Source organism: Nitrosococcus wardiae (assembly GCF_004421105.1).
GTDB lineage: Bacteria > Pseudomonadota > Gammaproteobacteria > Nitrosococcales > Nitrosococcaceae > Nitrosococcus > Nitrosococcus wardiae.
In genome coordinates this window covers 1,145,655-1,164,483 of the sequence record NZ_CP038033.1, presented here as the reverse complement: position 1 = coordinate 1,164,483, position 18,829 = coordinate 1,145,655, and the positions used below count along the sequence as shown (strand labels likewise).

Sequence of the window (18,829 nt, the reverse complement as noted above, 5' to 3'; positions counted from 1 at the left end):
AAACACAAAATGTGCGTTGATTTTCTTACACCAAAAATAGACCATAAATCAAATATTATTGTGCATCGGTAAATAGCAATAGGAAAGGCCTGGCCCCTTGCCCATTATGCAGCGTCCAATGGCTTGATTCGGGCAATCTCGTCTTTAACTGACTTAGCTGCCGCCCACAGATCGATTGCGCGCTGCGCATTCAACCAAAACTCTGGAGAGTTACCAAACAGACGACCAAGCCGTAGGGCCATTTCCGGACTGACAGCCCGCCGTTCACGTAGTAGTTCATTGACGGACTGGCGTGATACACCGAGCGCTTCGGCCAAACCCGCTACAGTCAACCCATAGTCTGGAATAAAATCTTCCCGCAGCATTTCCCCCGGATGAGTCGGTTTGCGTTGCATACCAGTAGTGTTGGGAATAGCCATAGTTGTCACCTCATTTCAATGATAGCCGCACACTTCAACATCGTATGCGTCACCGTTTTCAAAACGAAAGCAGATACGCCATTGAGCATTGATTGATATGGCATGCTGCCCCTTCCGATCGCCAGAAAGCGTGTGAAGCCGATTACCAGGCGGAACTTTCAAATCGCCCAGTTGTTCCGCCAAATGAACATATTCAAGTTTACGGGCTGCCCTTGGAGCAGCATCTGCAGGGAATTTCTTTGAAACTCCTTTGCAAAAAAGCTCTTGGGTGCGCTTATCTGCGAAGGTCTTGATCATACAAGGAAGCGTATTCTGTCACGTGACGCATGTCAAGAAGTGGGTAGGTTGAGCTGCATAACGTGGACGATGAGTCGCGCTTAAGGATGACGGGGCTTTGCGGCGCGAATAATTTACTTGGTCAGCCCATCTGTTCGGCCGCCGTAGATGCACCGACCGACCGGCGGGTAAACCTTGTCATCAAGGACCATTAGTTGGTGTTGGTGACCACCAGGCATGGTTATGCATCCAATGGGATCAGGTGTTGCCTAATACGCATCTGCGATCTTTTAGTAATCAGCCGGATAGACGAATAGTGAAGGCAAAAAGTATACGTTGATTTTCTTACACAAAAAGCGGACCACAAATCAAATATTATCGCGAATTGGTAAATAGCATAGAGAAAGGCCTGACCCTGTTTTCGATGGTAGACCCCACTTTGATTAGGCGCGAAGTTGATTAACTTGTTACACTCATAACCCTGATTCATTCAAAATTCGACGAAATAAGTTGGGCCTTATCGAAGATTTAATTATAAGCATGAGATATTTTAAAAAATCAGTGGAATCTGCAAAATAGTTCGGATAAGCCTCTTTAATACCTCCTACCGCAGTTGTAGATACTAATGCAACAACTATATCCTTATTTTCTGCTGTTTCCTTTTCATACTCTAGGTACATTTTCTCCGCCTCTTCGTTCTCCGTATCATCAAATAACGTTGAGGACACTTCCGCCTTCCGGGTATCTACTTTGAGCAACACGTATCCTTCAACTTTTCTTTGAGAAATGTGCTCGTCTGCAGCTTTAAGTGAATGAGCAAAAGCTTCGAGATTTTTTACGACATCTAAGGATGATTCATAGGCCTGGATTTCAAAGCGTGTTTCTGCGAATTTTGTTTTTTTTTCTATTTTTGATTTATAAGCATTTAGTTGTTCTTCATATTTTTTAGTGTTAAATAAATGAATTTCATCCATTAATGCAAAATGCTCAGAAACTAGCTTGAAAAAATCCTTCCAGTCTTGCTCACCCTGGCTTGACTTTAGTGCCTGCCCCGTGAACAGATCGACTATTTCCAGGGCTGTTGCCCAATCATGTTGTATCGTCGTCCTTAGTTGAATCTCTATTAGTTTGTGATCACCCCTTTGATCTTCAAAGCTACCTATTAAGTGGTAACCTCTATATCCATCGTCTTTGGGTTTTTTTATGTAGTCCTTATATCGAATTTTTCCTAATTGATTTCTAAACTCTGGACGTCTTCTCAACTCCCGAACTATTTGATAAAGCTTCTTTGTATTAGAAACAATGGCCCTGCACCCGCCAATATCCTGCATATTCTTCAACTTCATCTTCGGAAAACGTCGCAGTTTTGCGACGATAGAGACATAACGTTTTAACCGCTTTGCAAAAATTGCAGCTTTGTCACGGTTGCCAGCTTCTTCTTTTAATATGGAAAGTGCTTTCTCTAGTGGATATTCGTGCTGAAAACGCCAGTAGGAAAGTACATCCATAGCTTTGTTGAACTTATCTATGTCATCGAATATGTTATCGGAGAGAAACATCTCACCAGCTTTAATAATCTCTTTTCCCGAGTATTTTTCTTTCATCTAGCCTTTATCAATAACAACTGGAGAGAATGTAATCGGGGAGTTGGCCAGGAGTTACGGGGTCAGGCCTGGTATCATGCATTTCTGCACCCCACCCATGGAGTTAGGTCTCGCGCCGTGCATTCCTGAAATCTTGATAATTAGCCTAATAGAAAAATCATGAAAACCGATCTGTAAATAGAAGATTAACATGAACCAGACAAAAAGGCATTATACAAGACCTGAGCTCGTTTTTCGGAAAGGCCTCCCCCTATTTTCATTCACAAGAGCTGACCTAACTATGCTAAATATACGTCATCGTTAGGCATATTTACTAAGTATAAATTTCAATTTCTCCGCAATCTCGTCTGGATTATTTTTCCAGTTTACATACAAAAGATCATTGGTTAATCCAAAAATATCCATATCTGGCGAACCGACGACGAGTGGAAGAAACTTTTGCTTGCCATCCATTTGACGCGCTAAGGCCGCATTTATTTCTTTTCTAGGCCATTTTTTGCCAACTGAATTGTTGGATAACACCGCCAGAAACAGTTTACTTTTTCCTAACGCATGATTAAGTACTTCTGTTAGCGAGTCACCCCAATCTATTTCTTCTTCATCTAGAAAAGCCGATATTCCCAAAGACTTACATGCGTCATATATTGGCCTCACGATATCTATCTTATCTTCGCTCGCGTGAGATATAAACACATCGTACATCTTATATTGTTCCTTCATTCTCTTGATAAGCTCCGGTGGGGCTTTGTCTAGCTCGGCAGTTTGCAAACACAATTTTAGATACAACTCATCTTCGCCTCGAACCATTCTCAGAAAGGCTAACATGCCATATAGGGCTTCCTTGAAATAATGTCTTTCGGTATCTACAAGGCGCGACTTATTTTTTGCATATTTTCTTCTGTATATTACCTCCACACCATCTGGACCAAATTTCCGCCAAGCGTGAAGCAAAGCTCGAATGTTGCGGATATATGAACGTCGTACATTCGGAAATTCATTAACCGTCAAACCCGTTACATCTTGTCTAACGCCGCGGATTTGTAGCCGTGTTTTTTCATGGTTAATTGAAAACCCACAGCCAGAAACGGTTTCTTCTAGCACCTGTCCAACAAAACAATCGTTCGTTATTGGATTATTTCCATCGTAAAACGCAATTCCCTCTGGGAAATTTCTATTGTTAGAAGAAAATGTAATATCATCAGCATATCGGGTGTACGTTAGCTTGTATCTCCTGGCCAATCTTGAAAGTTTACGATCAAGCTCCGATGCAATGAAATTAGATATTATTGGCGAGGTTGCCGCCCCCTGCGGCAAGCTATTCTTAAATATACATATCTGAGCCACAACCGAAGCTGCTTTTTCGCCCATTTCAAACGGCTTTGCCCTAAATAACCCCCTAACCCTTCCAAAATTTATAGTTCCATAGAAGTCACTTAGATCAACATTAAACACGTAACGTTTTCGCTTGTGCTGCGTTGCATTAGAAACGATATTTCTTTCTTTTACGAAACCATGTACAGGATTTTTTAGTCTGTAATGGGAAGCAAGTAGCGGGGCCAGCTTACTTTGAAGCACTCTTAACCCGCCTTTAGCCGCTTTTATATTTCTATATCCTCCATTCTTTTTTTTTATGTCAAACGAAATGTATTTCTTTTCATCAGGATATGAGTAAAGAATGTGAAGCAATTGGCCTTTCGGGACTTCTAGTACTTCTGCGATATCATCAGCTGTTTGCGCACCAACTATTTGCGCAGCCGCTTCTTCCAGGGGTTTATTTAGATGAAATTGTAGTTTAGACAAGTGAGCCTTCCCCCTCGCACCTTGCGCAAGATGAACGCGCAATCGCATAGTCAAGCTCACGGTAGCCAGGGAGCCGAGGATGCGTAAAGGAAGGTATTGGTTTCTCTACCGCAGTATCAACGGCAAATGTAGAAGGGGAAGGCTCATAACCCATAACTAATCGAATTTCTCTTTGCTCTCCACTTTCATTGCCTACTGGGGGAGTTGATATTGCCCAATAATTCAGACGTTTTTGCCATGATAATGGCCCATTCAGGTAAATCTGCCTTGATAACGTGATATTGATTTAAAAATCAACCAATTATACCTATCTATCGATTGGGGATCAGCAACTGATTTTCCAAACAACAGCCAGACTCCCATCAACGTCGTCTTCTCGCTAGCAAACTTTAATCATCCTGCGCAGGGAACCTATAGCAACGGTTTGCCCGTCATCCCCTCCAAGGTAACTACTTAGAAACAGCGCGGAAATCTCTATAGCATTTCCCGAATAATTGAGACACGAATATCGACGTAGCAGGACCTGAATTTCTCAATCTAACCTAACCGTATCTCTGCTAATAAGGGAAACGCTCTACCCGAATTTTCACCAAGACAAAAAGAGCACAAAGGGAAAATAATTTAAGCGAGTTGGGGAAATTGAGGAATTTAGATTAAATTCCGCAGCATCAATTCGGGGGGGTGGGGATTAAGATAATATTGCTTGTTCACATAGGGATTGGGGTGGCGCCGGAAATGATGCTTGAGCAAAGTGATGGGAACAACTAAGGGCACCAGACCCAGGCGGTAATTTTCAATGGACTCTAGGAGTTCCGCCCGGTCTTCTTTATCTAGCTGGGTGCGTAAAAATCCTAGCAGGTGCATCAGCACATTGGCATGTCCCCTTCGGGTGGCGCATTTTTTCAGGGCGCTCATCAATTCCGCCTCATAGGCTGTCGCCAATGTTTCAATGGGCTCGCTGCCCGCCTTTGCCACCAAGCGTCCCAAACGCCGGTAGGCCGCTTGGCTATGGGCCATGACCGCAAATTTATGCCGACTGTGGAACTCCACCAAAGTAGCAGGCGTCATTCCCTCCGCCTGCATCTGCCGCCAGCGGTAATGGACAAAAACCCGCTCAAAAAAGTTCTCCCGCAATACTGGATCATTTAAACGCCCCTCTTCCTCTACCGGCAGCCAGGGTCGCCGCGCCATAAAAGCCTGGGCATACATCCCCACCCCTGTCCGGGAAGGGGCGCCCCCAGTGCCATGAACCCGCACCCGCTCCATCCCGCAGCTTGGGGAGTCTTTCTTCAAGATATAGCCATCGATATCCCCCAGTTCTATATCCCCCAGTTCTTCGGCCATGGCTTCTCCAAACTGGCGCAGCTTGTCGGTGACATCCAGATCCCTATGCCGTGTACCCCTCACCCGTAGCCCCTGCTCGGTTTTCACAATATGAATTGGCTCCCGGGGGACGCTCATCCCGATGGCCACTTCCGGACAAACGGGAACAAAGTCAAAATAGGCTGTCAGGGCTTCAGTCACATAAGTATCTCGCTTATGGCCCCCGTCAAAACGGACCTTCTCCCCCAGGAGGCAACTGCTCACCGCAATGCGTATTCGGGGAATTCCAAGAGATTGGGGAGACGGGGCTTCTCCCTTGAGAGGGGCGGGGGTCATAGACATCTTTGGGAACCTATCAATTTATCCGAGGCAAGACCACCGAAGAGGGCTGCACTTCCCTTAATCTTAGCAAGGCCGCCATTGCCCGACCACCACCCGGGGCACCCCAGCCAAATCGCAAAAATCCACCACCTGCCGGTAACCTAGCGTTGTAAGCAATTCTAAAAGGGACGGTCCCTGATCATAGCCATGTTCCAGCAATAACCACCCCCCCTCAACCAGGTGTTCCCGAGCCCCTGTGGCAATATGGCGTATCGCCCCTAAACCCTTGTCTCCCGCAATCAAAGCCGTGTCAGGCTCAAACTCTAGCCCCCCTTGGGTCAGATGGGGATCCCCCTCCGCGATATAGGGTGGATTACTAACCAGGAGGTGGAAACGCTCCCCCCCCAAGGGAGTAAACCAATCCCCTCGCCGAAAAGTGACATTTTCAAGCCCTAGGCACCTCCCATTCTCCCTCGCTACGGCAAGGGCGGCGGCTGAAATGTCGGTCCCAATCACCTGGGCCCGGGGCCGTTCGCTCCCAATGGCCAGCGCTATAGCTCCGCTGCCCGTTCCCAAATCGGCGATTTTAAGGGGTTGTTCTGAAGCCATCCGTTTTAGGGACTCTTCCACTAGTTGCTCCGTTTCCGGGCGGGGAATCAAAGTCGCTTCAGTGACCCGCAGGTCAAAGGACCAAAATTCTTGCCGGCCACGGATATAAGCTAAGGGTTCCCCCTTGGCTCGGCGCTGCAATAGTTGCTCAAAGCGGCTCCATTGAACCGACGTTAACTCCCGCTCAGGCCAGGCGTGGAGGGAACTTCGCTCTACTTCAAGGAGAAAACTTAACAACAGCTCGGCCTCTAAGCGCCCGCTGCCCGTAGAAGCTAAGCGGTCTGCGGCAAGTTCAATCACCGAGGCAATAGAAATATTGGGCACCATAATTAAACTTATCTATTAAAAATGGGTCAAATGTGATTCAGGGTTTGCAATCCTTGACGCAATGGATTATAGTGTCAGCTAGGTTAGCTCAGGACGATCCGGTAATGGGATATCTTACCCTGATAACTAAAAGTTTGCTCATGCTCCCTCAAGACCTGCAGGGGAAGACATGAGTAGTCACATTCTTAAAGCCTTTTCTTTTCGGCTGAAGTTTCCTTTCTTTTGTCTCTCCAAAGAAGATCCGGACTCTAGTAGCGCCTAATGAAGATAACTGTTTTATAAAAATAATAAGTAGAGAGAGGCTCAAGACCTATTAAAAGGCTCCAACAGGAGCCTTTTTTTTTTGCCTTATCCCCTATAAAAAATGCCCGAATTGGTTTTCCCCTTACCAATCCGGGCATGAAAAATAGCAGCCCTTACGGCCTGCTAGCTTCCCCCCTCCTCCCCATGCAATTATCCTAGAAACAGCATCCGCCAAGCTCTTTAACTTAGGACCTCCCCCAACGCCACTTCCACAAACCCGAGCGGTTTTGCTGAGACGCCTCCTTTGATACGGCTTCTTCCTGTGCTGTCTCCTCCATGATCTGCCGGATCAAAGCCCGGCCCTGTTCTTGCACATAACGGGAGAAGCTCGAAGCCACATGCCTTTCTGCGGCTGCCGCTACCGTTTGCTCGGCAGCCTTTTGCAATGTCTCCCGGAATTGGGCTTGTTGCTGCTCCAAAAATGCCGCTACAGCCTGGGCACTGGCAGAACGGGCCATGGCTTTAACCGCTTCTTCAGCCTTACCCATCACTTCCTGACCGGCTTTTAGGGCAACCGCTTCGGCCGTCGCCTGTGCTTTTTGTTCCGCTTGTTCCTGGACGGCGACCAGCGCCTTGTTAGCAACTTCCTGGGACACTGATTGGGCCGTCTCTCTCGCGACTCGTTCGGCTAATTCAGGAACAAGTTTTTCAACCAGTTGCCGGCTTACGCGCTCCGCCACCTCCCGGGCAATGCCTTCTGTTAGCTCTTGGCTCGCCCGACGGGCCTCAGCGACTGCTTGCTCAATAAGCTCTTGGGTAGCAAGGGTCTCTGTCCCTCCCCTGGCATCAACCCCTTGGGTCGCAGTGGGCATCCTTTCATGAACAAAAGCATCCACCTCTCCAGTAGCCGTCGCGGCTGAAGAATCGGTCACCAGCGCCTGCAGGACACGATCTAGATTTTCTTCTCCCGCTGGCTTGGCCAAGACATCCCTAGCACCGACTTCCAGGGCGAAATTTTGATCGGCTGCGGTTTCCTTCCCTGTACACATCACCACAGGCAATGAGCGGGTCGCTTCCTGCGACAAAATGGCGCGGGTCGCTTCCAGTCCCCCCATACCAGGCATCATGACGTCCATAAAAACAATATCAGGCCGGTGGTGTTCCAAATACTCCAAAGCCTCTTCACCGGAAGCAACGTCATCTACATTAAAATTGCGTTCCTTAAGTAATTTAGAGATTGCGATCCGGGCAACCCTGGAGTCATCAACGACTAAGGCGGTACGTGGGGCCATAAACTTGCATCCTTATCTTTGTAAGAGAGAAAGACGGTGGCAATTGTTTTTAATCTCAATGTTTACCATCGGACAGATGGTGGCAAACTTGAGGGATGAGCGTGATTCCTTTCTAAAAACCCCACGCAAAGAGTTTGTTAAGATAGATTTTGCCGTTACTTGATCCATACGGTCTTCTGATTAACAAACTCCCGCATCCCGTGCCAAGACAGTTCCCGCCCATAGCCGGAGCACTTAACCCCGCCAAAAGGCAAACGGGGATCGCTTTTCACCAAACCATTGACAAAGGCCGCCCCGCATTGGAGTTGCAAGGCTAGCGCCTCAGCCCGTGGCACATCCCGGCTCCAAACACTCCCCCCAAGACCATAACGGGAGGCATTGGCCAGGGCGACCGCTTCCACCTCGTCCGCAACCCGGATAATGGCGGCCACAGGCCCAAAAAGTTCCTCCTCGAAGGCCGGCATTCCTGGTTGTACTCGGTCTAGAATAGAAGGAGCATAGTAGGCCCCCGGTCCGGCCAAAGGGTGGCATCCGGTGACCGCCACTGCCCCCTGTTCAATACTCGCCTTCACCTGTCGGTGGAGCTCCTCACGCAAATCCAACCGGGCCAGCGGTGCCAGGGTGGTCTGCTCATCCAAGGGATCACCTGGCCGCAGAGCTTCCAAACTAGTCTGAAAGCGAGCGACAAATTCATCCGCCACTTTTTCCATCACAATAAAGCGTTTAGCGGCAATGCAGCTTTGTCCTCCATTGACAAAACGGGACTGCACGGCCACCGGCACCGTTTGCTCCAAATCGGCATCCGCCAACACAATAAAAGGATCTGCGCCTCCTAGCTCTAGCACCGTTTTCTTCAAGTGCTGACCGGCGCATTCAGCCACCTTACGCCCAGCAGCCTCACTCCCCGTAAGGGTCACCCCCTGGACTCGAGGATCGGCAATCACCTCTGCCGCTTGAGCCGAAGTGACCAACAAGGTGCGAAACACCCCGTGGGGAAAACCGGCCTCTAGCAAAGTCTGCTCAATGGCAAGGGCACACTGGGGAACGTTGGAGGCATGCTTTAATAAAGCCGTATTCCCGGCCACCAGGGCAGGGGCGCAAAAGCGAAATACCTGCCAAAAAGGAAAATTCCAAGGCATAATCGCTAATACGGTACCTAGCGGCTGTAAGGCCACATAGCTACGGCCGGCATCGCTTTCAACCACCTCATCGGCGAGAAATCGGGGAGCCTGCTCGGCATAATATTCACAGACCCAGGCGCATTTCTCAATCTCCGCCCGGGCCTCAGTGACAAGCTTACCCATTTCAAGGGTAATCACCCGAGCCAAGTCTTCTTTGCGCTCCCGGAGCTGCCGGGCGACCACCCCTAATAAGCGGCAGCGCTCCGAAAGGGGGCGGGTTGCCCAAACAAAACGACTTTCCTGTACCTGCTGGAGGGCCTCCTCAATGGTCCCCTTGTCCCAGGCGCTAAAGGTTTTGAGAGATTGGCCCGTGGCCGGATTGACAGATTCAAAAGCCATAATAACGTCTCCTTGTAAGACAAAATAAGCCATTAAATTTAAGTATAGGAGGGCATACTTTTACCTGACTAAAAGGGGATGCGTTTATAATTCTAAAAACGGATACCTGTATTTAATTTTGAAGTTGAGATAACGGAGAATAACGACGCTAATGAACGAACAGACCGTCTGCATCCTGGGAGGTACAGGTTTTGTTGGTCGATGGCTAGCTGCCCACTTGGTGGACCATGGCTATAGGGTGCGGGTGCTAACCCGGCACCGGCAACGGCACCGGGATTTACTTGTCTTGCCCGCTTTACAACTCAAGGAAGCCGATGTTCACGATCCGGCCCAGCTCGCAGCCCAGTTGAGCGGCTGCCATAGCGTGATTAATTTGGTGGGCATTCTTAATGAAAAAGGACGTGATGGCAGCGGCTTCCGTCGAGTTCATGCGGATCTGGCAGCGAAAGTGGCCCAAGCTTGTCTTGATACCGGCATTCAGCGATTGCTCCACATGAGTGCACTTAACGCCGATGCCAACCAGGGCGCCAGTCATTATCTGCGTAGCAAGGGGGAAGGGGAAGCCCGGGTGCTGGCCTTAGCGGAACAGGGACTTCAGGTCACCATCTTCCGACCCTCTATCATCTTTGGCCCCGGCGACAATTTTTTTAACCGTTTTGGTGCCTTACTCAAGCTGTCGCCTTTTGTCTTCCCTTTGGCCTGTCCGGATGCCCGCCTTACTCCGGTCTATGTGGGGGAGGTAGCCCAAGCCTTTGTCCGCACCCTCCCGGATAAGGACAGCTTTGGTCAGAGCTATGAATTGTGTGGCCCCAAGATCTACACGCTGAAGCAAGTAGTCGAATATACGGCCAAGGTCCTAGGCCTCAGGCGCAGAATCATCGGACTTTCCGATAAACTGAGCCGTCTGCAGGCGGACATTTTTGAATACCTGCCTGGAAAACCTTTTTCCAAGGACAATTATGACTCCTTGCAGGCACCTAGCATCTGCCATCAAAATGGGCTGAGCGAGCTGGGGATCGAACCTACCACCATTGATGCAGTGGTCCCTACATATCTCGGCCAACATAATCAAAGGAGCCATTATCTTGAATTGCGGCAACATGCCCATCGCCCTGAAGAAACTGGTTTGAGCTAGTAATACTCGTGGAAATCTATCTCGTCGGTGGTGCTGTCCGGGACAAGCTTCTAGGACGCCCGGTTAAGGAGCGGGACTATGTGGTCGTGGGAGCCACCCCGGCCAGCCTGCTCGCCCAAGGCTACCGCCCCGTCGGAAAGGATTTTCCTGTGTTTCTTCATCCTCAAACTCAGGAGGAATATGCCCTGGCCCGGACTGAACGCAAGACCGGGCCAGGCTACAAAGGCTTTGAGGTTTACGCCGCCCCCGACGTTACCTTGGAAGAAGACTTACAGCGTCGGGATCTCACCATCAATGCCATTGCCGAATCTCCTGAGGGTGTGCTTTTCGATCCCTTTGGAGGACAGCAGGATCTGGAACAGGGAATCTTGCGGCACGTCTCCCCCGCTTTTGTTGAAGATCCCGTCCGTATCCTGCGGGTGGCCCGCTTTGCTGCCCGCTTTGATTTTGAGGTGGCTCCTGAAACCATGGCCCTCATGCAAGCAATGGTGGCCGCCGGCGAGGTGGATCACTTAGTGCCCGAACGGGTGTGGAAGGAATTAGAGCAAGCCCTCGCCGAGTCCTATCCCCGGCGATTCTTTGAAACCCTAAGGGCCTGCGGTGCCTTGGCCCGGATCTTTCCTGAGATTGAGCGCCTATTTGGTGTTCCCCAACCTAAGCGCTACCACCCCGAAATCGACACCGGCATCCATACTTTGAAGGTCCTAGACATAGCCGCCCGCCTAAGCCAGGATACCCAAGTCCGCTTCGCCGCCTTAACCCATGACCTGGGCAAGGGGGAAACCCCCCCCTCTGAATGGCCCCACCATCGCGGCCATGGGGAGCGGGGAGCCGCTTTGGTCCAGACCCTCTGCCAACGCTTGCGAGTTCCCAAAGCTTATCAGGAGCTTGCCGTCCATGTGGCCCGCTACCATGACCAAGTCCATCGGGCTCAGGAGTTACGCCCCGGGACCCTCCTCAAACTGCTCAATAGAGTCGATGTTTTCCGTCGGCCTTCCCGTTTCGAGCAGTTCTTGCTGGCCTGTGAAGCGGATGCCCGGGGACGGGCTGGATTAGAAAGCCGGCCCTACCCTCAGGCTGACCGGCTCCGATCCGCCTTTCGCGCGGCGGCGGCAGTAACCGCACGGCCTCTGGTGGCAGCGGGCCTCCAAGGTGAGGCGATTGCCCGAGAACTCCAGCAGCAGCGAATTAAAGCCATTAAGCAAATCATAATGAATTGAGCTAATTTAGAATTATAAGACGAACCAAAACCTGCAATCACCTTAAGGGAGGGGGAATATGACTGAACCGGTGGGCACCCTGATTAAAGCCCTCCAACAGCCTAAAGTTTACAATCATGCCGTTGAAAACCTTACCCTGATTGAAACCCACATTTCCTGGCTGGTGCTGACTGGACCCTATGTCTATAAAATCAAAAAACCCCTTAATTTAGGTTTCCTCGATTTTTCCACCCTAGACAAGCGCCGCCACTATTGTCATGAGGAATTACGGCTCAACCGGCGGCTTGCCCCCGAAATCTACCTGGAGGTGGTTCCTATCAGCGGCAGTCCCGCCCATCCCTGTCTTGGCGGTGCCGACGCCCCCATAGAATACGCAGTCAAAATGGTCCAATTTCCCCAGCAAGCCCGCCTAGACTACTGCTTGCAGCGGGGCGAATTGTCTCCAGAACTCATCGGGAGCTTAGCCAATAAAGTCGCGACCTTTCACCAAAGCATTGCCATTGCCCCCCAAGACAGCCCTTATGGTACCCCCGAGGCGGTGCTGCAACCGGCCTTAGAAAACTTTGAACAGGTGAATACCTTTCTTGCAGAAGAGAAGGAGGATCAAGAATGGCTGGCTCGCCTTCGGCAATGGACGGAGGAAAAATGGCAGCAACTGCAACCAGAATTTATCGACCGTAAAAAGGCAGGTTCTGTGCGAGAATGTCACGGCGATTTGCATCTAGGCAATATCGCCTTAAGGAATAGCCAGTTCGTCATTTTTGACTGTATTGAATTTAATGAGAACCTACGTTGGATTGATATCATGAGTGAGCTTGCCTTCCTGGTCATGGACCTGGAGGATCGGGGCCGCCCGGATCTGGCCCATCATTGCCTTAACCGCTACCTAGAACACAGCGGCGATTATCCTGGACTGGCGGTACTGAATTACTATCAAGTTTATCGTGCTCTCGTCCGGGCCAAGGTCACCGCTATCCGCCTGGGACAAGCCCCCTCGCCCCCCGAGGCCCAAGCCGTCAAGGAAGACTACCGCAGTTACCTCAAACTGGCCTTAGGCTATATTCAACCGGCCCAAACCTTTTTAATCATTACCCATGGTCTCTCCGGGAGCGGTAAAACCACCTTGAGTCAGCCCCTCCTCGATCGCCTCGGCGCCATCCGCTTGCGCTCGGATATTGAACGCAAACGCCTCCATGGTTTGAAATCCCGAGACCGTCTCGGTGAAGGGGTAGCTACCGGAATTTATTCTGCACAATCCAGTCGCCAAACTTACCAGCACCTCCAGCAACTTGCCCAAACTGTGCTAACAGCGGGGTACCCTGTCCTTGTGGATGCGGCCTTTCTCAAGCAAGTACAACGCCAAGCCTTTCAGGACTTAGCCCAAACACTAAGCGTGCCCTTTGCCATCCTAGATTTTCGCTGCGATCCCCAGCAGCTACAGCAGCGGATACGGGAACGCCAGCGTCAGGACAGGGATGCCTCCGATGCCGATCTCGCTGTCCTGGAACACCAGCAAACGACTCAGGAACCCCTAACTGAAGCGGAGCAAAACATCACCCTTCCCATTGAAACTTCCCAGCCTTTGAATATGGAGAGCCTGGCGGAGCAGCTTCTTCATCAATTGCACCCAACCCCCTAAAAGGCCACTCTTTTGGTCTATTATTTTGATTGCTAGAAACAACGCGGCGACACCCCAATTTCTTCTCACTTCTTTCAAGCAATACTCCAGACAGTTTTAAGCTGCCGTAGCCCCATAGTTTTGCAGGGTTTCATAGGCGGGATGGGATTTTATCAAACTGAAGTCTAAACCTAACTTTTCAGAAAATCGTTGGAGCAGATGCGCGTTGAATTTACGGATTTTCCAGCTCATGATAGAAATGACGTGCCCCTGTGAGTTTGAAGCTTGCTGACGGTCTTCAAGTTTAAGCAGATTCAACACGGTCATGGCGGCATTGAAGTGAAAATGAAGGGCTTCTTTGCTTCGCGCCTGGCAGTCGGACAAGCCGGTAAATTGCTTAGCGTCACGAAATAGAAATTCGATTTGAAAACGGGCTTTGTAGTACCGATACATCTGCTCCGCAGAGAGTTCGGTATCGGTCGAAAATAGCAGAGCGGTCTGCAACCTGTGCCCATCTGGCTTGAGCAAATAGGTGATGCGGATCGTGCGTTTGAGCCCGACACTGTGGACGACTGTGGTGTAAATATAGACCCCCTCCATTTCCCGGACCCACTTAAGGCGGCTCAAGTCGTCAAATTGCACCTTGCCGTCGTACTGCCTGCGACGGCCCCGGGGTTTTTGTGGACCCTGGTAGAGATAGCGTAGGTTGGCGTCGTGGCGAAGCTTGCCGATCTGATGAAGACCGATGTCCACGACCCCATCAGTAAACTTCTTTTTGCTGTAATAGCCGTCGGTGACCAGGTAATCGATGGTGTCGGGCAACGCGTGCCGGTCTTCTCTGAGATGCTGCAAGTACCCATCCACTCGTGTTTCATCCGGATGCTCAGGGGGAGGCGTCTGGCGGGTGGAGAAGCTGTAGGCGGTAGCATATTCCACATCCACGAAGGCCAGCGTAGAGATTTCCAGACCCTTCTGGGCCCTATCGTGCGTGCTGTTGTAGAACTTATCCAAACCATAGGTGTGCCGACCACTTTTTTCACTAAAGCTGCAATCCATCACGGCAATAAGCCGGGTACGCTGCGCCAAAAGATCGGCTAAACACAGACGATTGAACTCGACAAAATCAAACGGTCGCCGGAACCACCGGGCGTACGTCTTCTCATTGAGTTGGCTATAACGGCTTAAATTACGAAAGGTGGCTTTGCCACGCAGACACATCCACGTCGTTAATAACACCTTCATAAACTTACGTTGCGCCGTGGAGAGACTGGACATTTGAGCTAAAAGGGTTTCTATTATCAATGTAGGGGCCTTTGGTTATCGTCAAAAAATGGCGTTGTCGTAGACACCATTTTCCGATACCAGCAGGCCCCTGCCTACAGCAACAAGGTATAAAAACTGTCCGAACTATTGTTCAAGGAGGTAAAGCGTGGGACTCCTATCTCGTATGGCTACTATCTTAAAAGCGAAGATGAAGTTTTGTAGGAACAAAATTGATATCAGTCATGGCGAAACTCCAAAAATGAGCCGCCTCTTCGTGCGCACAGCGCACGCGCTACTTGTTGCCTTGGAGGGAGGGTGAAGAGGTGGCGGCAAAATCGCGCTATTGGATATCCCCAGAAAATTCATAACTTAGCAATTCATTAGGCTCCTGAATGTAATGGCCCTGGGCATAATCCACGCCAAACTGCCAAAGCAGCGCCAAAGTATTGGCATCGGAGACAAATTCAGCAATAGTCGGTTTACCTGCTTCTTTAGCCATATCAATAATGGTCTTGACAACTGTTTGGTTTTCTTCTTCTTGGAGTAAATTTTCTATGAAAGCACCATTAATTTTGAGGTAATCCACATCGAGATGCTTTAAGCAATTGGACATATCCAGCCCGGTGCCAAAATGTTCTAGGGCAAAGCGGCATCCTAAAGCCCGAATTCCCCCAATGAGTTGTTGCATCCGTTTTAAATAGTTAAGGGCAGAATTCTCGCTAATCTCAAAAATGAGCGAACTGGCATCTAACTGATTCTCTTGTAAATGCCTCTCAAGCCAAGGCAATAGATTTTTATCATGGATCGAAAAGTCCGACAATTTGATAAAAAAGCGGGTGGGCTGGCCCGCTTGGTGTCGATCCCGTAATACGCTACTGGCCTTGGCAATCACCCAACGATCGATCTCGCCCATCAGCTTAAGTTGAGCTGCGGGCCCTAAAAATTCTTCCGGTGAAATATATCCCCCCGCCTTATCAGTCATCCGCAACAAGGCTTCAAAGACTTCTTCGGTCTTGCCATGGAGACTCACTACAGGTTGATAGAGCAGGCGAAAACCATCCTTGTCCATCGCTTCCCGGAATCGGATCTCCCACTGCTTGATTTTTTCCTGATCGGTAAGATCCGCAGCCACTGGGCTATAACGCTCAACCCGGTTGCCTCCCGCTTCCTGAGCTTTGACACAAGCCTTATGGGCCCGCTCCAGTACCTGCTGTACTCCTGGCGTATTCTCCCCCATCCGACAGAGCCCAATACTGCACGTCACATTGATGCTCCGCTCACCAATCTCCACCAAATGCTGATCTACGGCTTGGCGCAACTGCTCAGCCAATGTGTCCACTTGCTCATCACTCGCTTGAGCGACTAGGAGAATAAAAATCTCATCTCCAAAACGGGCTAGAACCCCCTTTTCATCACAATACTGCTGTAAAGTCCGGGCCACATCCGTGATAACCAGGTCGCTAGCCCCAATACCTACCCGTATTCTGACCCGGTTAAACTGATCCAAAGCAATATAGAGCAAACTGCTCTCCTTTTCTCCTACCCTGGCCGCAGATACCGCTTCTTCCATCAACTCAAAACAATGGGACCGGCCAAAGAGACCGGTTAACACATCCCGCTGTTGGGCCTGTTTAATCTTTTCTTCCGCAGCAGGATTATAAGCCTCATCCCGGATAACAATTTGGGTGCAAGGTTCACCTTCAATGCTTGCAGGGGTGAACTCTAAAGTGGCCCTAAAGGTGCTACCATCCAACTTACGCCCCTTTAAGGGAAGCTGGGCCTTTCCCCCCTCGCTAGCCCCATATTCTCTGAGAAAGGTCTTAAAACGGCTATGTTCCTCGGGCGCCACCATATCCAGCAGAGGCATCCCCTCAATTTCATCAAGATCATGGCAGCCAAAGAGTTCCAGGTAAGCCCGATTAGCGTAGAGGTGCATACCTTCGTGGACATAACCGACAGCGTCCCGGGAACTTTCTAATAGCGCCCGGGCCCGACGCTCACTTTCTCCTAACACCATCTCACTGCGACGTCGCGCCCGGCGACTTTCCAAGTCCCGCAGCTCCCGTTTGACCACATATTGAAGGCGGAGAAGACGGCTTTTGAGTACCACATCCCGGACACCATCAGCATACATCTCGTCGATATCATCCGGATCAGTTTTCTCGTCGACCACGACAATCAGCGGGATATCCTTTTCGGACTGGGCCAGCATCTGTAACATCTGTGCCACCCTCAACTGGGGGAGTGTAGCGGCACAAACGATTAAATCCCAGGCTTGCCCCTCCAATGCCTCCCGGATTTCCTCCTCTTCCTCCACTCGCGAGGCCCGCACTGCAAAGCCCATATTGCGCAGCAGGTTGGTAACCATTTCGGCATTTTCAAAGGAGGCATCAACGATTAGCAACCGCACTATATCTTTGGGTGTTAGCATTAAGTTTCCGGTACTTTTCAATCGGCACAACTAAATTTAAAGCATCTAAGTTGGATGCTTCAGGACATTCATCGGCCTCAGGAGGGTCGATTTCCTCCATGGCTTGTTTTATCCAATCGTATGCTTCTTGATTTACTTGAGTCGCCGTCTTGCCTTGAGTATCAATGGGAGGCCCAATAACGACATCGATCACCCCAGGATATTTGATAAACCCACCGCGGGGCCAATAGCGTCCTGCGTTATGAGCCACCGGCACCACCGGATAGCCTGTGGCTTGGGCCAAGGCCGCCCCCCCAATGCCAAAACGACCCATCGTTCCGGGTGGCATCCGGGTACCTTCCGGAAACACCACCACCCAACGGCCCGCGGCAAGACGCTGGCGACCTTGTTGTATAATTTGCTCCAGAGCCTTACGCCCTGCCTTACGGTCAATGGCAATAGGCTCAAGTAAGGCCAACCCCCAGCCAAAGAAGGGAACCCATAACAGCTCCCGTTTCAGCACCCAAATCTGGGGCGGGAAAATCTGCTGTAGGGCAATCGTCTCCCAGGACGACTGATGCTTGCATAGTACTACCGCCGGACCCGAGGGAATGTGCTCTACACCTCGGACTCGAAAGCTAACACCACAGGTTTTCTTAAGCCACCAAAAATTGAGGCGGCCCCATTGGATGAGAAAACGGTAACGGTAGGAAAAGGGTAGGAAGGACAAGCATAACCCCACCAAACCAAAAACAAGCGTAGAGAGTACCTGCCCTAAGCTAAAAATAAGGGAACGCCAGACCAATCCACTGGACCTTGACTGCTGCTGGGCTGGGAATGATTGACCAGAGGCCTCGTTCAGGGACCGGCCGGATTTCGGAACTTGGCTATCCATGTTTTAACAACGCATCAACCACTGAAGATAGATCATCATAAACCTCCACCCCGGGGGGTAAATTAGGACTTTTCGCCGTCATCTCGCCTTTACCGGTACGCACTAACAAAGGTTTGGCCCCAGCGGCTTGGGCCGCTTGCAGATCCCGCAAAGAATCCCCAATTGCCGGCACGCCTTCTAACTGAATACGCAGACGCCTGGCAAGTTCCTGGAACAAACCTGGACGAGGTTTACGGCAGTTGCAATTATCGTCGGGGGTATGGGGGCAAAACAAAATAGCTTCTACTCCTCCCCCCATTTGTGCTAACAGGTGGTGCATTTTGCTATGGATCCGATTGAGCGTGGGCACATCCAAAAGCCCTCGCCCTACCCCCGATTGGTTGGTAGCGACCACAATTCGATACCCTGCCTGATTGAGCCGGGCGATGGCTTCTAAACTGCGGGGAAGCGGTATCCATTCAGCTGGGCATTTGATATAGGCATCAGAATCTTCGTTAATGACCCCATCCCGGTCCAAAATAACTAGGCGCATGGCTATTCTCCTTCTTCCTAGT

General features: G+C 50.2%; 15 protein-coding genes. 3 read left to right on the top strand and 12 right to left on the bottom strand.

The features are described 5' to 3' along the window. Positions 1–104 precede the first annotated feature (104 nt). From E3U44_RS05680 to E3U44_RS05645, 8 genes are all read right to left on the bottom strand, one after another. The gene (locus tag E3U44_RS05680) at positions 105–419 is read right to left on the bottom strand and encodes a HigA family addiction module antitoxin (protein WP_134357074.1); all 315 of its coding nucleotides are present in this window, start codon (positions 417–419) and stop codon (positions 105–107) included. Between the two features lie 15 nt (positions 420–434). Next, complete coding sequence (locus E3U44_RS05675; protein ID WP_134357073.1) at positions 435–716, bottom strand: type II toxin-antitoxin system RelE/ParE family toxin; 282 nt, start codon at positions 714–716, stop codon at positions 435–437. Positions 717–1,168: 452 nt separating this feature from the next. Continuing rightward, entirely contained in the window at positions 1,169–2,299 is a 1,131-nt protein-coding gene (locus tag E3U44_RS05670; RefSeq protein WP_134357071.1) for a RelA/SpoT domain-containing protein, read from the bottom strand. A gap of 300 nt (positions 2,300–2,599) precedes the next feature. Beyond that, the gene (locus tag E3U44_RS05665; protein ID WP_166804999.1) at positions 2,600–4,099 is read right to left on the bottom strand and encodes a TIR domain-containing anti-phage reverse transcriptase; all 1,500 of its coding nucleotides are present in this window, start codon (positions 4,097–4,099) and stop codon (positions 2,600–2,602) included. 648 nt (positions 4,100–4,747) lie between these two features. Continuing rightward, complete coding sequence (locus E3U44_RS05660; protein WP_206054904.1) at positions 4,748–5,764, bottom strand: YbgA family protein; 1,017 nt, start codon at positions 5,762–5,764, stop codon at positions 4,748–4,750. A gap of 63 nt (positions 5,765–5,827) precedes the next feature. Then, the gene (prmC, locus tag E3U44_RS05655; protein ID WP_134357069.1) at positions 5,828–6,679 is read right to left on the bottom strand and encodes a peptide chain release factor N(5)-glutamine methyltransferase; all 852 of its coding nucleotides are present in this window, start codon (positions 6,677–6,679) and stop codon (positions 5,828–5,830) included. A gap of 488 nt (positions 6,680–7,167) precedes the next feature. Next, positions 7,168–8,214 carry a response regulator gene (locus E3U44_RS05650; RefSeq protein ID WP_134357068.1) on the bottom strand — a complete coding sequence of 349 codons (1,047 nt, stop codon included), beginning with the start codon at positions 8,212–8,214 and terminating at the stop codon, positions 7,168–7,170. Between the two features lie 155 nt (positions 8,215–8,369). Then, positions 8,370–9,734: an NAD-dependent succinate-semialdehyde dehydrogenase gene (locus tag E3U44_RS05645; protein ID WP_134357067.1), complete on the bottom strand. Its 1,365-nt coding sequence runs from the start codon at positions 9,732–9,734 to the stop codon at positions 8,370–8,372. Between the two features lie 151 nt (positions 9,735–9,885). Between E3U44_RS05645 and E3U44_RS05640 the strand changes: the two genes are divergently transcribed. From E3U44_RS05640 to E3U44_RS05630, 3 genes are read left to right on the top strand one after another with little or no spacing between them, the layout of a single operon-like run. Then, the gene (locus E3U44_RS05640) at positions 9,886–10,869 is read left to right on the top strand and encodes a complex I NDUFA9 subunit family protein (protein ID WP_134357065.1); all 984 of its coding nucleotides are present in this window, start codon (positions 9,886–9,888) and stop codon (positions 10,867–10,869) included. 8 nt (positions 10,870–10,877) lie between these two features. Continuing rightward, positions 10,878–12,089: a multifunctional CCA addition/repair protein gene (locus E3U44_RS05635; protein WP_134357063.1), complete on the top strand. Its 1,212-nt coding sequence runs from the start codon at positions 10,878–10,880 to the stop codon at positions 12,087–12,089. A 58-nt stretch (positions 12,090–12,147) separates the two neighbouring features. Then, complete coding sequence (locus tag E3U44_RS05630; protein ID WP_134357062.1) at positions 12,148–13,728, top strand: bifunctional aminoglycoside phosphotransferase/ATP-binding protein; 1,581 nt, start codon at positions 12,148–12,150, stop codon at positions 13,726–13,728. A gap of 96 nt (positions 13,729–13,824) precedes the next feature. Here the strand turns inward: E3U44_RS05630 and E3U44_RS05625 are convergent, their stop codons facing one another. The 4 genes from E3U44_RS05625 to gmhB all read right to left on the bottom strand — a co-directional run bounded on the left by E3U44_RS05625 (position 13,825) and on the right by gmhB (position 18,807). Then, on the bottom strand, positions 13,825–14,982 hold the full coding sequence (locus tag E3U44_RS05625) for a transposase (protein ID WP_206054903.1): 1,158 nt from the start codon (positions 14,980–14,982) through the stop codon (positions 13,825–13,827). 328 nt (positions 14,983–15,310) lie between these two features. After that, positions 15,311–17,401 (bottom strand): EAL domain-containing protein, encoded by a 2,091-nt coding sequence (locus E3U44_RS05620; protein ID WP_134357060.1) that lies wholly within the window; start codon positions 17,399–17,401, stop codon positions 15,311–15,313. After that, positions 17,361–18,275: a lysophospholipid acyltransferase family protein gene (locus E3U44_RS05615; protein WP_134357058.1), complete on the bottom strand. Its 915-nt coding sequence runs from the start codon at positions 18,273–18,275 to the stop codon at positions 17,361–17,363. The genes E3U44_RS05620 and E3U44_RS05615 overlap by 41 nt, the downstream gene beginning before the upstream one ends. Then, positions 18,268–18,807 carry a D-glycero-beta-D-manno-heptose 1,7-bisphosphate 7-phosphatase gene (gene gmhB, locus E3U44_RS05610; RefSeq protein ID WP_134357056.1) on the bottom strand — a complete coding sequence of 180 codons (540 nt, stop codon included), beginning with the start codon at positions 18,805–18,807 and terminating at the stop codon, positions 18,268–18,270. Before gmhB ends, E3U44_RS05615 begins: the two co-directional genes overlap by 8 nt. Between the last annotated feature and the right edge of the window lie 22 nt (positions 18,808–18,829).

Bases quoted from the DNA above. Each gene is read 5' to 3' on its own strand.
- E3U44_RS05680 (WP_134357074.1), bottom strand. From the start codon at position 419: ATGGCTATTCCCAACACTACTGGTATGCAACGCAAACCGACTCATCCG.
- E3U44_RS05675 (WP_134357073.1), bottom strand. From the start codon at position 716: ATGATCAAGACCTTCGCAGATAAGCGCACCCAAGAGCTTTTTTGCAAA.
- E3U44_RS05670 (WP_134357071.1), bottom strand. From the start codon at position 2,299: ATGAAAGAAAAATACTCGGGAAAAGAGATTATTAAAGCTGGTGAGATG.
- E3U44_RS05660 (WP_206054904.1), bottom strand. From the start codon at position 5,764: ATGTCTATGACCCCCGCCCCTCTCAAGGGAGAAGCCCCGTCTCCCCAA.
- prmC (WP_134357069.1), bottom strand. From the start codon at position 6,679: ATGGTGCCCAATATTTCTATTGCCTCGGTGATTGAACTTGCCGCAGAC.
- E3U44_RS05650 (WP_134357068.1), bottom strand. From the start codon at position 8,214: ATGGCCCCACGTACCGCCTTAGTCGTTGATGACTCCAGGGTTGCCCGG.
- E3U44_RS05645 (WP_134357067.1), bottom strand. From the start codon at position 9,734: ATGGCTTTTGAATCTGTCAATCCGGCCACGGGCCAATCTCTCAAAACC.
- E3U44_RS05640 (WP_134357065.1), top strand. From the start codon at position 9,886: ATGAACGAACAGACCGTCTGCATCCTGGGAGGTACAGGTTTTGTTGGT.
- E3U44_RS05630 (WP_134357062.1), top strand. From the start codon at position 12,148: ATGACTGAACCGGTGGGCACCCTGATTAAAGCCCTCCAACAGCCTAAA.
- E3U44_RS05625 (WP_206054903.1), bottom strand. From the start codon at position 14,982: ATGTCCAGTCTCTCCACGGCGCAACGTAAGTTTATGAAGGTGTTATTA.
- E3U44_RS05620 (WP_134357060.1), bottom strand. From the start codon at position 17,401: ATGCTAACACCCAAAGATATAGTGCGGTTGCTAATCGTTGATGCCTCC.
- E3U44_RS05615 (WP_134357058.1), bottom strand. From the start codon at position 18,275: ATGGATAGCCAAGTTCCGAAATCCGGCCGGTCCCTGAACGAGGCCTCT.
- gmhB (WP_134357056.1), bottom strand. From the start codon at position 18,807: ATGCGCCTAGTTATTTTGGACCGGGATGGGGTCATTAACGAAGATTCT.